Consider the following 14470-nt stretch of genomic DNA (forward strand, 5'->3'; position numbering starts at 1 on the left):
CATTCGTAAAAAGCTGTCAAAACCAGTGCTATGCTGCTCCAAATTTCGAGAATACTCGTTTAAATAATGTCCACCATGTCGCTTCAACAATATCATCGCCTGCCACGACCGGTGATTTACTTACAACTTCCCCGTTCTTTTCAAGGACAAGCTCGCCGACCTCATCGCCTTTTGTGATTGGAGCGCGTAAATCACTAGTAATCTCAAGACGTTCGACTACATCATCGATTGTTTCCCCTTTTTTCGTAAGCAGGGAAACGGATTCAGACGTTACAACAGGGACGATGTCCTTATCGCCTCGGCTTACCTCCACCTCAGCCAATGTATGCTCACGCTCGTACAGCTTATGGGTTTGGAACTGATTAAAGGCATAGTCAAGCATAGATGTTATTTGGGCATTGCGTTCCTTTGGCGTCGGTGCCCCCATAATGACCGAAATGACGCGCATGTCATTTTTCTCCGCAGTGGCGGTTAAACAATACATCGCCTCACGGGTAAAGCCGGTTTTCAATCCGTCCACTCCTGGATAAAAGCGCACAAGTTTATTCGTGTTGACGAGCCAAAATTTATCGTCTGTATCAGCCCGTAAGTAATCCTCATAAATGCTTGTGAACTTTGTAATATCTTCATACTTCAACAGCTCTTTCGAAATCATCGCCAAATCATAAGAGGTCGTATAATGATCCTCGGCAGGCAGTCCATTTGAATTCATAAAATGAGTGTTCTCCAGTCCGAGTTCCCGCGCTTTTTCATTCATCATATTGACAAATTCTTCCTCAGAACCGCCAATATGCTCAGCCATTGCGACAGAGGCGTCGTTTCCTGAAGCGACAGCGATCGCTTTAAGCATATCGGTAACCGTCATCTCTTCTCCCGGCTCTAAAAATATTTGCGAGCCCCCCATCGAAGCCGCATATTCACTCGTTCGAACGGTATCATCATAAGAAAGAGAGCCTTCATCAATCGCTTCCATAATGAGCAGCATTGTCATGATTTTTGTCATGCTTGCAGGCGGTAATTTTTCATGACTGTTTTTTTCAAAAAGCACCTTGCCTGTATCACGCTCAATTACGATTGCAGACGTGGCATTCTCCGCCAGTTCAATCTGTTTTTCAGCGGCGTTGACAGCCGGCGCCATCATTCCTGCTAACAAGCAAATACTTACCATACTGGATAGAATTTTTTTCATCCCCATCCGACCTCCATCTCAAATTATCATACTTCGTCCCCAGGTAATGCTGCCTCTTGGCTCCACGAGCATGAGACATCCCAAGTTTGCTACCTCCCATTTTTTCCAATTTCCTTGCTTTTATACATAAAAAAAACAGCTTCTCTATCTTTTAGCTACGCTAATAGAGAAACTGTTTTGCGACATCTGGGTGGAGCAGGAACCGGACGGCGGCCAAAAAAGGTGAAAATGTCAAAGAGAAAGGAAGAAGCCCATTCCGAAGTCGCTTTCTTCAGAATGGGCTTTCTGCTGGCCGTACTGCTATTTACATTCTGCCATAGTACGCATTTTCAATGATTGCCTGAATGTCCTGATCACGGGTCAGCCGCGGATTGATTAACACATTTCCGCTCCGCATGGAATCTTTTACAAGCTGATCAAGACGGTCCAGCGTCACGCCAAGGTCTTTAATATTATCAGGAATGCCTAATGAGTGATTCAGCTCGATCACGGCCTCCAATGCCAGCTGTCCGGCATCGATATCCGATAAGCCTGTGACATCCTTTCCTAAAGCGACCGCAATATCCTTCATCTCAGCCGGGCAGGCCGGAAGATTATATTTCATCACAAATGGCAATAATGTCGCGTTGGCAATTCCATGAGGAATGTTAAACACACCCCCGAAGGAATGAGAAATGGCGTGAACATTTCCTAAACGCGACTGCGAAAAGGCATAGCCTGCGATCATCGAGGCGACAAGCATCTTCTCGCGGCTCTCCATATCAGTGCCGACAAAATAAGCCTTTTGAATATACTGGCCAATCAGTTTAACGGCATGTATCGCCAGCGCCTGGCTAATTGGATTAGCGGTTTTCGACGTATAGGACTCGATCGCATGTGTCAGAGCATCCATCCCCGTCGCCGCAGTGATGCCTTGCGGACAATGCTTCGTCAGCTCGGCATCAAGGATGGCGATTTTCGGGAAGAGATAAGGACTGATGATCGCCGTTTTAAACAATGTTTCCTTATTGGTCACAATCGTCGAAGCCGTCACCTCACTGCCCGTTCCCGCCGTTGTCGGCACGGCGATTAATGGTAACGTCGGCTTCGGCAGCACGCCGACCCCTTCGTAATCAAGGATATCCCCTTCATTCGTCGCCATGGCCGCGATCGCTTTCGCCGTATCAATGCTGCTTCCTCCGCCAATCGCCAGCACAACATCACAATTGTGCTCGTTCAGAAAGGCGACTCCTTTTTGCACGACTTCGGCACTCGGATTTGGTTCGACCTCATCAAAAATATCATAAGCAAGCTGACTATCATTCAGCGACTTTTCAATATTCTCCAAGAGACCGGCCGCCCGTACGCCCTGATCCGTAACGAGCAATACTTTTTTTGAGACAAGCGGCTTAAGAATTTCTCCTGTCTTTCTCGCATACCCGATTCCGCATTCGACTTTCGTGGGCATATAATGCTGATACGATGCTATGCTCATTATTCTTCGCTCCTATTCCTGAACTGACTCTCCCCAGCTATTATTTAATAAACGTCTTTAATGTGCCGAGGTTTTCGATTTCAACCTCTAGTACATCACCTGGCTTTAGCCAGTCACGCTGTCCTTCAGGATCCCCCATAATAACCCCTTCAGGCGTTCCCGTTAAAATAATATCTCCAGGGACAAGCGTCATATGTTCGGAAATATAGCTGATGATTTCAGAGGTATTGAAAATTAAATCTGATGTATTAGAGTTTTGGCGCAGCTCTCCATTCCGCTTTAATTTAATTGATAAATTATCCGGATTGTCGATATGCTCCCCGCTTACAAGGTATGGTCCGATCGGACAGAAGTCATCTGTCGTTTTGCCAAGCAGCCATTGCGAGCTGACAAACTGCAAGTCACGGACAGAAAGATCGTTTCCGTTTGTGTAACCGTAGACATAGGAAAGCGCGTCCTGTTCTGATACATTTTTCGCTTCTTTGCCGATAACGATCACAAGCTCTGCCTCATAATCAAACTCTTTTCCTTTTGTCGGCAGCTTCACCTCTGCATTATGAGCCGTTAACGTATTGGCAAATTTACTGAAAATGATTGGCTCTTTCGGATAAGCCATATTACATTCATCGGCATGACGCTTGTAGTTCAAGCCAACGCAAATAATCTTTTGTGGTGCCGGGACCGACGGACCGAAAGTCAGACCATCTTCTGCAAGAAACAGCGCATCATTTCCTTGATTCGTTTCAACTAAATCTTCAAGCGCGCGCTTGCCCGCTTCTCCTTGTGCAATTAATTCGGCAACCGTTGTCGGCGCGTTCTCATTTGCAGCCGCTTGTACATCAAAAATTCCTTTGTCTGTTTTTACTCCCAATACGAGCTTATCATCCTTATAAAACGTAACTGTAATCATATTCTTCCTCCTATGGTGTTTGTAGTTCTTTCACAACATGCTTAGGCTGTTCTCCGGTTAAAGCCCGGACGAGATCCTGGGCGGCAAGCATCGCCATGTCATAGCGGGTCTTTGCCGTTGCCGAACCAATATGCGGCAGAAGAACAGCATTTTTTAATTGCAGTAACGGGTTGTCTTCATTGATCGGCTCTTCGGCAAAGACATCCAAGCCCGCCGCTCTGATTTCGCCTGTTTGCAATGCTTTGATTAACGCCCGTTCATCAACCGTACCGCCTCTTGAAGCGTTGATGAAAATCGCCGAATTTTTCATTAGCTTAAATTGCTCTTCTCCCATCAGATGCTCTGTCTCTTTTGTCAGAGGAGTCATTAAAACGACGTAGTCCGACTCCTGCAGCAAAGCGTCCAGTTCCAGATAGTCGATGCCAAGTGATTCTTCAACATCCGGCTTCGGTGTACGGCTGTAATAGTTCACATTCATGTCAAAGCCGTGCTTTGCTCTTTTCGCAATGGCGGCGCCAATTCGGCCCATGCCGATAATGCCGAGGGTGGCATGGTGGACATCAACCCCGAAAATAGCCCGTTCCGGTACTTTGCCCCATTTCCCTTCCCGGACGAAGCTGTCCAGCTCCGGTACCCGGCGCGCAGTCGATAAAATCAGGGCAAATACAAGATCGGCGACCGTATCATCAAGTACAAATGGAGTATGAGTGCCAATAATGTTGCGTGCTTTCATTTCAGCAAGATCAAAGTTGTTATAACCAACTGACATATTGCTGATCACTTTAAGATTCGCGGCACGGTCAAGCAATTCCGGATCGATTTGACGACCGGCTGTTGTTAATAACCCATCGGCGTTCTCCAGCTTCTCCAGCAGCTGCTGCCTGCTTTGATTGTGTGCATCCTCCCACTTCTCCACTTCACAATGCTCTCGAATAAAGCTTTCAATATCAGCGGCAATCGGCTTGTCTATAAATACACGTGGTTTCATAGATTTACACCCTCATTTCTCTATCATCGGTTTCGCTGCCAGGCGAATTCTTTTCTATTTAAGTATGTATGTCTCTCTCCACATAGATAGAAAAGAACCGCAGCGTGATAGGTTGTTATTATGCGCTTACAGTTTTTATTATTCTGATTTTTCTGGATGAAAAAAGAGCGTTACTGTGCTTCATTTCCTTACAAATATGAAATGATTGTTGATGTTTGAAAAAGAGAGGAATGTCTCAAAAGCCTTCCAAAATGAGACAGCAGACTCACCCTGCCACTTCAGGGGTGCACCAAAAGGAAACCCAGCTTTTTGGCACACCCCCTCTTGTCGTGGAGGAAGCAGCAAGGGTCTGCTGCTTCAATGGATTGCTGTAAAACTTAACCTTTTACAAATACTGTTTTAATCGAAGTGAAGAATTCAATCGCAGCCTGACCTTGCTCACGTGAATGCGAACTTGACTGCTTCATTCCTCCGAACGGAGCCTGGAGTTCTACCCCGGCGCTTTCCGCGTTGATCCGGACGAGGCCAGCATCCATGTCTTCGATGAACGAAAGCATGTTGCCAATGTTTGTCGTAAAGATGGAGGCACTTAATCCAAATTTGACGTCATTCGCCACCTGTAAAGCCTCTTCAATTGTCTCAACCTTCATAAGAGCTAAGACTGGTCCGAAGATCTCCTCTTGGGCGATCGCCATATCACTGCTCACATTATCAAAAACTGCCGGCTGTACATAGAAGCCTTCTTCCAATCCCGCTCCCTGAACTTTTTCTCCGCCGTAAAGCAGTGTAGCGCCTTCTTCTTTTCCTTTTTGTACATAGGAAAGTACTGTATTCAGCTGGCTTTCACTTGAGCAAGGCCCCATCCATGTGTCACCTTGAAGTCCGTCACCAACTTTCAGCTCCTTCACTTTCGCGACAAGCTTTTCTCTAAATTCTTCATAAACACCGCTTTGCACGATCACACGGCTTGTTGCGGTACATTTTTGACCCGTTGAACGAAGGCCGCCGCTGATTGTTGCCTCTACCGCTAAATCAAGATCAGCATCATTTGCCACGATAACTGGGTTCTTACCGCCCATTTCAAGCTGGTATTTTGCTCCGCGCGCTAATGCTCCCTGACCAACCTGTTTACCAACCTGGTCCGATCCTGTGAATGTAATACCGTTAACATCAGGGTGATCGATAATACCTTGACCAATAACAGAGCCTGACCCAGACACCATGTTTACAACACCTGCAGGAAGTCCAGCTTCCGCAAAGCACTCGATTACTTTCGCAGCTGTCACGACAGTTTCACCCGCCGGCTTAAGCACAACTGTGTTTCCGTAAACAAGAGCAGGAGCCATTTTCCAAATTGGAATCGCTACCGGGAAGTTCCAAGGAGTGATTACGCCAACAACGCCAAGCGGTGCACGGGTTGTGAACATAAGAGCTTCGCTGTCCGTTGACGGAATCACGTCGCCAACCTTTCTTAGCCCCTCGCCTGCATAGTAACGAAGGATCGCTACACCGCGGGCTGTTTCTCCCTTTGCTTCAGGCAGTGTCTTTCCCATTTCTCTAGTCATTGTTTCAGCGATATCGTCAAGGTTCTTTTCAAGGATGTTTGCCACCTTGTATAAGAATTCCCCGCGTGCCGCTCCCGAAAGCTTTCTCCAAGAAGCTTGAGCCGCCTTTGCCGCTGCAACCGCTTTATCCAAGTCTTCTTTTGTAGACTTCTGAACATAGCCGACTACTTCATTCTTGTTAGCCGGGCTGATGCTCTTTGTGACCTCCTCACTTGAACTGGCAACCCATTCCCCGTTAATATAGTTCAAATAAGTTTTTGCTTCCGTTGTTACTGCCATGATATTAAACACCCTTCCTCGATAAAATATAAGTCTACATTTCTATTATACAATAAATGATAGATGAAGCGAGTGACTGAACTCAAAATTTTCAGATCAGTTCATAAAATCCCGCTATTTTCTCTCTTGCTTTTTTTTATGATGTAGCCTGAGCCTTTCTTACCTGGCTCTTTACCGGGTTGTTCAACGTACCGATACCAGAGATTTCAATTTCAATCCGATCTCCATCGCCAAGCGTGAATTCATTTGGAGGCACGATGCAAGTACCTGTAAGAAGAACAGTACCGTCGAAAATCTCGTTGTCTCTTGTAAGGTAGGAAACGAGCTCGTCAAATTTGCGCTTAAGCTGACCCGTTGTTGCCGAACCTTCAAATTCTTTCTCCTCATTGCGGAAAATACGGCAAGTAATCGTAAATTGATAAGGGTCTTCGACTGTTTCGGCAAGGCGGATAGCTGGTCCGATCGAGCAAGAGTTTTTCCAAACTTTCGCCTGCGGCAAGTAGAGTGGATTCTCCCCTTCAATATCACGGCTGCTCATGTCATTTCCGACTGTGTAGCCTAGCACTCTTCCATTTTTATCAATCACAAGACCAAGCTCAGGCTCAGGAATTTGCCAGTTGGAATCAGAACGGATGTAAAGGTCCTGATCCGGTCCTTGCGTCCGCGCAGCAGTCGACTTAAAGAAAATTTCCGGACGTTCCGCATCATAGACTTTATCATAGAACGTGGTCGCATCTAACTTTCCGCCAGTTGCTTCGTAATTTCTCGCTTCCTTACTTTTTTGGTACGTTACGCCTGAAGCCCATACTTCCGGAGCTTCGATTGGAACAAGCAGAGTAAGCTCTTCCAGCTTAGCTGCGAGCGGCGTGCTGTCCTTGATCAGTTCCTGAACGACTTGCAGCGGAGTCAATCCTTTATCGTCGGCCTGCTGGACAAGCTCTAAAAAGTCTTGCTGTGGCAATGAATAAACCGCGCCTTCATCTGTAACTGCAGCTAAGGTCGCCTGATTATTTTCTGCAAAACGAATAATTCTCATAATTGTTTTCCTCCTATTTGGAACTCATATTTTTGTGGTTTGGAAGCCGTAACCAAGCTTGCGCGACAGCTCCACTGCTGTTGCTTTCAAAATTTCGATATTCTTGTCCAGCTCATCATCCGTTAACTGGGTCGCCGTGCTTGATGAGCTGATTGCTGCCACTACCTGGCCGGTGTAATCTCTGACAGGAATCGCGACACAGAACACACCGGGTTCATTTTCCTGGTTGTCAATCGCGTAGCCCTTTTCCTGAATCAGCTTGACTTCCTGCAGAAAATCTTCTTTATTCGTAATCGTGTTCTCTGTTTGCCTTGTATATTCATAGTTTTCGAGAATTTGTTCAAGTTCTGCTTCGGATTTAAAAGCAACAAGCGCCTTCCCTACCCCGCTACTATGAATCGGAACCCTCCGACCGATTTTTGAATAAAGCACGGATGCTGTGGAGCTTTCCACCTTGTCAATATAGACACCTTCTTTGCCGTCTAAGATAACAAGGTGAATCGTCCTTCCCGTTTCACGAGAGAGTTCAACTAAGTGCTCCTTCGCAATCGCCCGCAAGTCGAGGCTCTGAATGACAAAGTTACCACGTTCGAACAATTTCATCCCGAGCCGGTAGCGGCCGTTTTCCGGATTTTGCTCAATATAATGATGCTTCTGTAACGTCTTTAATAGAGAATGAACCGTGCTTTTGTGAAGCACCATCCGCTCACTAATCTCTGTAATTTTCAGCTCTGTTTCATACTCGTCAAAAAGGTCGAGAATCCGCAGTGCCCGATCGACAGACTGAATAATTGGCATAATCGTTCATCCCTTACTGTTATACTTATCTTTTCTCCCTCATAATAGCATGGTTAGCACGAAAAGATAAGCATATCACTGGAAAGACTGTGGTTTGAAGCTTAGTTCGCAGAAACCTTCTGAACTGGAACGGCTAAGCCTTCAGCGCCCTTTTCAGACGTTTTCAGCTCTGGAGCGTAACGCTTCAGTAAATCGAGACCGATCTTCGCCCGACGGACGCGTTCTTTACAAAGAGCGATTGATGTGCTTTCAAGATGCGTGCCGGACGGATAAATATTCGGCGAGTTGCGAAGCCCGAATTTAATATAGACAGGAGCGGCAACACGAATAATTTCTGGAATCTCATAATGACGGATGTAGCCGCCGACATCATCCGGCGCTTCAACATAAATATCAATCGGAATGTCGATGGCCTGACGGATTTCTGATAGCTTCGCCAATGTTAAATCAGTCGGCACATTGTACGTATCCGCTCCAGCATCCTGAATCAATTTAATCGAAACCGGATTTGATTGAGCCATTTGCACAGAAATTTTCACAATTAAATCATCCGGAAGCTCGCCGGCTTTCCGAAATTCATTCACTAATGCCAAAAGCCCTTCATCAGAAACGAGAATACTACGAATACCGAAGCGGCAAGCGCGCTTAATATCCTCAATTGCATAAATGAGCTGATCCACCCCTTGAGAACGCAGACCGGCAATTTTCCCGGCGCTCGCATGCTGCATCGGCGTGATATCAAATGTTCCCCGCGGACCGACAAACAAGCTGACTTCAAGATTTTCCTTTCTTCCGATTTCAGCCATCTTCTCAAGCTCCTCGTCGGTGAGCAGCATGATTCCGCTCCCTTGAGAAATCCGGTGAATATGCACATCATACTCCTTGCATGATTCAACAAGTGCCTCGAATGAAGCAGGGCCTTCTACGCTTGGTAGTTCAACGCGATATTGCGCTCCGTCCGGGAATGTTTTTGTTGACGTTGGTAGATGCTCGCTTCCCCCAGTAGCAGGATATCCTAACTTTTCAATAAATCGACGTGTTTCTTCCATTTTTTATTCCTCCTTAAGGTGTTTAATCAATATCAGTTTTATAGTCAAGGACTGCTTCTTCTGCAACCGCAAACGGTACTACACCATTTGCAGCGTCCGTATGACCGGCTAAACGGTTGCTTGCCGCGACTAGGCGTTGACGCTTGTTAATCGACGCCAGTCTTGTTTCCGCCAGCTCCGCCCGTTCCTCGCGGATATGGTCAAATTTGAACTCCAGTTTACCTCCACGGAAAGCCGCTTCATCAATAAACTCGATTTTACGCTCGCGCAGACTTAAGTAGAGAAGATCGCCAGTCTGCAAGTATAGAATACCGCCGCCTTCTTTTGCCTCAGGCGTCATATGACCTATTGCCGCTCCATAGGAAACCCCGGAATAACGGCCATCACTAATTAAAGTAACAAGGCGTTTCAGCTTGCGATTGGCGTTGATGTGCTGCATCGGCGTGAACATCTCCGGCATCCCGAAAGCAACAGGTCCCTGACCGGAAACAATAATCGCGATTTTCAGGACACTTTCCTCGACCATCTTATCAAACAGCGTTTCGTAGTCGTCATTTTTCCACGCTTCATAATGCTCCGATCCGTTTTCTCTCAAAAGGGCAAGCAGGTTTTCATGAGCAAAATGCTTTTCTGTTTTTATTTTCGTAAGAAGCTCTGTGTCCAGCAAATTGCGGTTCGCTTCATCCTCATTTTCGTAATAAAGGACAAAGGCCGCCTTTTTATCAAATTGATCGAGCTGCGGTGTTGTCATACCGCTGATTTTGACGACCGCACTTTCAAAGAAGTTTCCGGTCAGCACATCCACCCCACTGAACGGGCGGCGCGGCTTCGACAAGATTACCGGATTATCCTTGACATTGTCCGCAGCCAAATTATCGGTATTTGCCAATCGCTCACGCCAAGTTGTTCCTGTAACGGTTGGCGCATCGACATCCATTGGCACACCGTTTTGCAGCAACTCGTAGAACAGGCTTTCCATTCCGCGGCTTTCGCTGTCACAGCACTGCATCGCCAGTGAGAAAATGTCTCTTCCTTCAGTCAGGCTGTAATTAAATAAATCCGGAACGGGATGAGCGTGGTGTATCTCATCTAAATCCCAGAGGCTGAACTTGTAACCTCCGTACAGCATCCCTGCTACGACATGCATCATTAAATTCGTTGATCCGCCTGACGAGCTGTGTATCCGGATCGCATTGCGGATATTGCGCGCCATCAAGTTGGAAGCGCCGAATACCGGATTGTTGATCATCACAGCAAGACTGTCGAGCGCTTGGTTAACCTGTTCCTGATTCGGAGACTCCGTTAACAGCTCAAGTGCTGGATGTACAAGCCCCATTCCGGCTACAATGTGACGTGAGCTGTTTCCTGTTCCGTTGAAGGCGCAGACACCGCCGCTCCCATCACAGGTCGCAACCGCTAGGCGTTTCTCGTAATCCTTATGGGCCGCTTTTGAAATTAATCCTCTTTCGACAGCCCGTTCTAGTACTCCCTGGAAAGCCGTATTTGATGAACATTGAAGAATATAATCCATCGCATCTCGCAAATCATAGGCGACGTCATCAGCTCCCTGCTTTTCCGCCTTTTTGGCGACTTCCTCCAGCTCGGCGAAAAGCTCTTCCGGGATCGTGCCGCCCTGCAAAACATGAGCAGGGGCAAATGTCGCAAAGAACGGTGCTTCTCCCCGGTAGCGGCGCAGGCGATCCAAATGGGCCATCGCACTTACCACACCAAGCGGCTGCTTATCACAGCCTTGAATAACGAAGGCACCGTGATAACTGTGCGCTTCTATTTGGTTCACTACCATCTGGGCAACAGCATTTCTACTTTGCAGAGAATAACTCATTCCCTGATTGTTTTGCGCTGTTCCATCACACATAACAGGCGTTGAAAAATAGAACGGAACCCCGCCGTTCTGCCAAATGCGGATTGCCGCATGGGCGGATGTTTTGAAATCCATAATATGAGCCGGGTGATCCGAGGAGCCGCCGATGATCGCGATACGCGGAGCATTTTCTTCAAGGCGATTATAAATCTCCTCCAGCGACCAATCCGGTTGCGGCCCTTCATATGCTGGGCCGAGAATTTGCTTCGAACGATCAAGCAGACCCGCTACAGTAATCGGCTCATTGGCCTTTCCTTGGACATTGTCACGATATGGATTAATTGAACCTTCGATTTTAGGATATAATGCCATGTAATCCCCTCCTTATTAAAATAGGCGTTTCATAATAAGAACAAAGCAACGATTGTCCCCGCCCCGCCAAACAGAAATGCAAACGCAATGTTCCAGATCGAAATACGGTACGGGTTTTCTTCAAGCAGGACACCGGTGATTGACACAGAAATATTAAAAGGTCCGGCCATAACCGTCGCCAGGCTAGATGTAATCAGAACAACAGCCATGCTCAGTGGTGAAATTGCTGTCAGTACCGGGTAGATCACCTCTCCCAAAAGACTGAGCGTCACTAGAGGATGAAATCCAACCATTGCCAGCGCCAGAAAGATGACCTGGACTGAAACAAACAGCAGGACCGGCCAATCCGCTAACGCCATAAAAGGCCGCTGCAGCACATCCATGTAACCGGATTCACGAAGAACACTAATAAAAAAACCGACGGACAAGAACAACACCATAAAATTTTGCAAATTCGCCGTACGCTTCTTCCACGTCTCGACACTATAAGCAGCATAGGACCGTAAGCGCTTAATTGTAGAGGCCCACAGAATTGAATATGGAATGATCAGAAACGCTACCGCTTCAAGGAAGCTGAGTTCTACCAGCCTTTTCACCAGAATAATAGTGGTAATAAAGACCACTAGATAGATGGCGAGAGCAATGATTTTCATCACAACTTTACGGTCGATCGAATGGGACTGGCCATTTTGTTCAGGATAGGCATCTAGCGCATAGCGCTTATACCTCCAGCCAATTCCCCAGTCAGCCAGCAGCAGCAAAAACGAGACGAGTAAAAGCCAAGGTAAAACCGTTAAATAGTTAACCCCCGTCATATCAATGCTTAAAGCTACCAGTACCTCCATCGGACTCCAGACGAGACAAAGTGCGTAGCCCCGTAACATTGAGCGGCTGATAAAAACGGATCTGAGCCTTTTCGTTTTTTCCTTAAGGTTCTTTTCGAGCACATGATGAACCAAAGGCAAAGTGCCGATATTCAGGAAGCTCCCGAGCAAAAAGCTGACAAATGAACCACGGTAATACAGCTGGCCCAGATGATTTGTTTTTGCCTTAAGCAACCGATTAACGCTTTGATCATAGCGTCCGACGATAATAATACTGTTAATAAAAGGAAGTACCAGAATAATCGTGACAATAATGACAGTAGACGTCATCAAAAACGGTACATGATGAAGCGGTCGTTCGATGAAAGGATACAGAGCCGCCCCAATGACCAGAAACAGAAACCCTGAAATTTTATAAAGTCCTTTTGCCGCTTTAAAGGAAAACATCAGAGAAAGAATTGCCAGAATGCCGACAATATAATTAAGCTCCTGACTTTGAACAAAAACATTCAGCATATATAAAGCAACTAAACTACTATATAAAAGAAGCATCATATCTACCTTCATTACGAGCTGCGGCACATAAGGTTTCCAATTGTCTGATCCCTATGAAACATCCGTCAACATCTCTCATTCTTATCCTCTTTTCTCGATAGCTAATGGATATGATGGCTCGAACGAAATCGTGTTTTATAATATCAAACCACGTTCCGAAAGAACCGAATCGATCACCCTTCCCCTTGTTTTATAATACAAAACGATGTTTTCATTTCGTCTGATCAAGAAACCGGTCGCAACCGGCTTCTTGTAAACGAATTCATTTCTTATAACTTAATATATTTAACTGAAAGTGTCAACAGAATTTTGACAATTCCGCCCTATTTTTATTTCATCAATTCGACTAAGAACAGCGAAATTTGCGGAACGAAAATGACAATAAACAGGGTAAACAACATCGCCAGGAAAAACGGTATAATTGATTTTGACAATGTTTCAATCGATAAGCCCGATATCCCTGAACCGACAAACAAGTTAACTCCAAGTGGAGGTGTAATGAAACCAATCGCCAGGTTAACGACCATAATAATTCCGAAATGAATCGGATCGTAACCAATATTGACAGCAATTGGCAATAAAATTGGTGTCAGGATAATAATTGCGGCTAACGTGTCCATAAAACAGCCGACAATCAAAAGCAAAATCGTAATGAGTAAAATAATGACAATCGGACTTTCAGAAATTGATAGCATCCATGCTGCGATCTGATTCGGAATCTGCTCCATCGTTAACAGCTTTCCAAACGCAGTCGCCGTTCCGACAATAATTAAAATCGTCGCGGTCGTCAGTGCAGCATCAGCAATCACTTTAGGAAGATCACTGAATCTGATTTCACGGTAGAAAAGCATTCCCGCCAGCAAACCGTAAACGACAGCCACAACGGCTGCTTCCGTCGGCGTGAAAACCCCGCCATAAATACCACCAAGAATGATCACCGGAATCAATAGCGCCCATTTCGCTTCCCAGATTGCTTTTCCAATCAGAGCGAAACTTGTTTTTTCCCCGGTACCTGTATAGCCTTTTTTACGAGAATGGAAATAAGCATATACCATCAACGCGAGACCGACAAGAATACCTGGTATAATCCCTGCAATAAACAAATCACCGATCGACGTACTGCCGACTACCCCATAAATGACCATTGGAATACTTGGAGGGATGATAACCCCTAATGAACCCGCTGCGGCAACGGTTGCCGTCGCAAATCTTTTATCGTATCCTTGCCGGACCATCGCCGGGATCATAATTCCCCCGATTGCGGCAACGGTTGCCGGGCCAGAACCGGAAATCGCGGCAAAGAACATACATGTAATAATCGTTGCAATCGCAAAGCCACCTGTTTTGTTTCCGACAAGCGCATTCGCTACCCGGAACAAACGGTCAGAGATTCCACCCTTCCCCATGATCTCTCCGGCCAGGATAAAAAATGGGACCGCCATAAGAGGAAAGGAATCGATCGAGGTGACAAGCTCTTTCGTTAAAAAGTCGATTGGGAATCCTGAATAAATAATCGTCACAAGCGTTGCCAGACCAATCGCAATCCCGATCGGCACACTTAAAAACAAAAAGATCGCAAACGTTCCAAATAAAACTGCTGTCGTCATCT

The 14470-nt window shown here is 46.2% G+C and carries 11 protein-coding genes; all 11 read right to left on the minus strand.

Annotated features, from left to right (window positions below; genetic code table 11):
• Window positions 1–28 precede the first annotated feature (28 nt).
• The gene (locus M3212_RS05815; protein ID WP_251193015.1) at window positions 29–1189 is read right to left on the minus strand and encodes a D-alanyl-D-alanine carboxypeptidase family protein; all 1161 of its coding nucleotides are present in this window, start codon (window positions 1187–1189) and stop codon (window positions 29–31) included.
• 304 nt (window positions 1190–1493) lie between these two features.
• On the minus strand, window positions 1494–2663 hold the full coding sequence (locus M3212_RS05820; RefSeq protein ID WP_251193016.1) for an iron-containing alcohol dehydrogenase: 1170 nt from the start codon (window positions 2661–2663) through the stop codon (window positions 1494–1496).
• 40 nt (window positions 2664–2703) lie between these two features.
• A complete protein-coding gene (locus M3212_RS05825; protein WP_251193017.1) occupies window positions 2704–3573 on the minus strand; it encodes a fumarylacetoacetate hydrolase family protein in 870 nt (289 codons plus the stop codon).
• A 10-nt stretch (window positions 3574–3583) separates the two neighbouring features.
• Window positions 3584–4561 (minus strand): 2-hydroxyacid dehydrogenase, encoded by a 978-nt coding sequence (locus M3212_RS05830; RefSeq protein ID WP_251193018.1) that lies wholly within the window; start codon window positions 4559–4561, stop codon window positions 3584–3586.
• A 377-nt stretch (window positions 4562–4938) separates the two neighbouring features.
• Entirely contained in the window at window positions 4939–6405 is a 1467-nt protein-coding gene (gucD, locus tag M3212_RS05835; protein ID WP_251193019.1) for an alpha-ketoglutaric semialdehyde dehydrogenase GucD, read from the minus strand.
• 136 nt (window positions 6406–6541) lie between these two features.
• Window positions 6542–7441 carry a fumarylacetoacetate hydrolase family protein gene (locus M3212_RS05840; protein ID WP_251193020.1) on the minus strand — a complete coding sequence of 300 codons (900 nt, stop codon included), beginning with the start codon at window positions 7439–7441 and terminating at the stop codon, window positions 6542–6544.
• A 24-nt stretch (window positions 7442–7465) separates the two neighbouring features.
• Window positions 7466–8239, minus strand: coding sequence for an IclR family transcriptional regulator (locus M3212_RS05845; protein ID WP_251193021.1), 774 nt, complete (start codon window positions 8237–8239; stop codon window positions 7466–7468).
• Window positions 8240–8340: 101 nt separating this feature from the next.
• Window positions 8341–9288: a U32 family peptidase gene (locus M3212_RS05850; RefSeq protein ID WP_251193022.1), complete on the minus strand. Its 948-nt coding sequence runs from the start codon at window positions 9286–9288 to the stop codon at window positions 8341–8343.
• Window positions 9289–9310: 22 nt separating this feature from the next.
• Window positions 9311–11482, minus strand: coding sequence for a dihydroxy-acid dehydratase domain-containing protein (locus M3212_RS05855; RefSeq protein WP_251193023.1), 2172 nt, complete (start codon window positions 11480–11482; stop codon window positions 9311–9313).
• A 29-nt stretch (window positions 11483–11511) separates the two neighbouring features.
• Window positions 11512–12858 carry a hypothetical protein gene (locus tag M3212_RS05860; protein ID WP_251193024.1) on the minus strand — a complete coding sequence of 449 codons (1347 nt, stop codon included), beginning with the start codon at window positions 12856–12858 and terminating at the stop codon, window positions 11512–11514.
• A gap of 332 nt (window positions 12859–13190) precedes the next feature.
• Window positions 13191–14468, minus strand: coding sequence for a TRAP transporter large permease (locus M3212_RS05865; protein ID WP_251193025.1), 1278 nt, complete (start codon window positions 14466–14468; stop codon window positions 13191–13193).
• Window positions 14469–14470 lie beyond the last annotated feature (2 nt).

Origin of the sequence: Halalkalibacter oceani (assembly GCF_023715705.1) — a bacterium.
GTDB lineage: Bacteria > Bacillota > Bacilli > Bacillales > Bacillaceae_D > Halalkalibacter > Halalkalibacter oceani_A.

Excerpts from the sequence above, each read along its gene's own strand:
- M3212_RS05830 (WP_251193018.1), bottom strand. The coding sequence starts at position 4,561 with ATGAAACCACGTGTATTTATAGACAAGCCGATTGCCGCTGATATTGAA.
- M3212_RS05845 (WP_251193021.1), bottom strand. The coding sequence starts at position 8,239 with ATGCCAATTATTCAGTCTGTCGATCGGGCACTGCGGATTCTCGACCTT.
- M3212_RS05850 (WP_251193022.1), bottom strand. The coding sequence starts at position 9,288 with ATGGAAGAAACACGTCGATTTATTGAAAAGTTAGGATATCCTGCTACT.
- M3212_RS05825 (WP_251193017.1), bottom strand. The coding sequence starts at position 3,573 with ATGATTACAGTTACGTTTTATAAGGATGATAAGCTCGTATTGGGAGTA.
- M3212_RS05855 (WP_251193023.1), bottom strand. The coding sequence starts at position 11,482 with ATGGCATTATATCCTAAAATCGAAGGTTCAATTAATCCATATCGTGAC.
- M3212_RS05840 (WP_251193020.1), bottom strand. The coding sequence starts at position 7,441 with ATGAGAATTATTCGTTTTGCAGAAAATAATCAGGCGACCTTAGCTGCA.
- M3212_RS05860 (WP_251193024.1), bottom strand. The coding sequence starts at position 12,858 with ATGCTTCTTTTATATAGTAGTTTAGTTGCTTTATATATGCTGAATGTT.
- M3212_RS05820 (WP_251193016.1), bottom strand. The coding sequence starts at position 2,663 with ATGAGCATAGCATCGTATCAGCATTATATGCCCACGAAAGTCGAATGC.
- M3212_RS05815 (WP_251193015.1), bottom strand. The coding sequence starts at position 1,189 with ATGAAAAAAATTCTATCCAGTATGGTAAGTATTTGCTTGTTAGCAGGA.
- M3212_RS05865 (WP_251193025.1), bottom strand. The coding sequence starts at position 14,468 with ATGACGACAGCAGTTTTATTTGGAACGTTTGCGATCTTTTTGTTTTTA.
- gucD (WP_251193019.1), bottom strand. The coding sequence starts at position 6,405 with ATGGCAGTAACAACGGAAGCAAAAACTTATTTGAACTATATTAACGGG.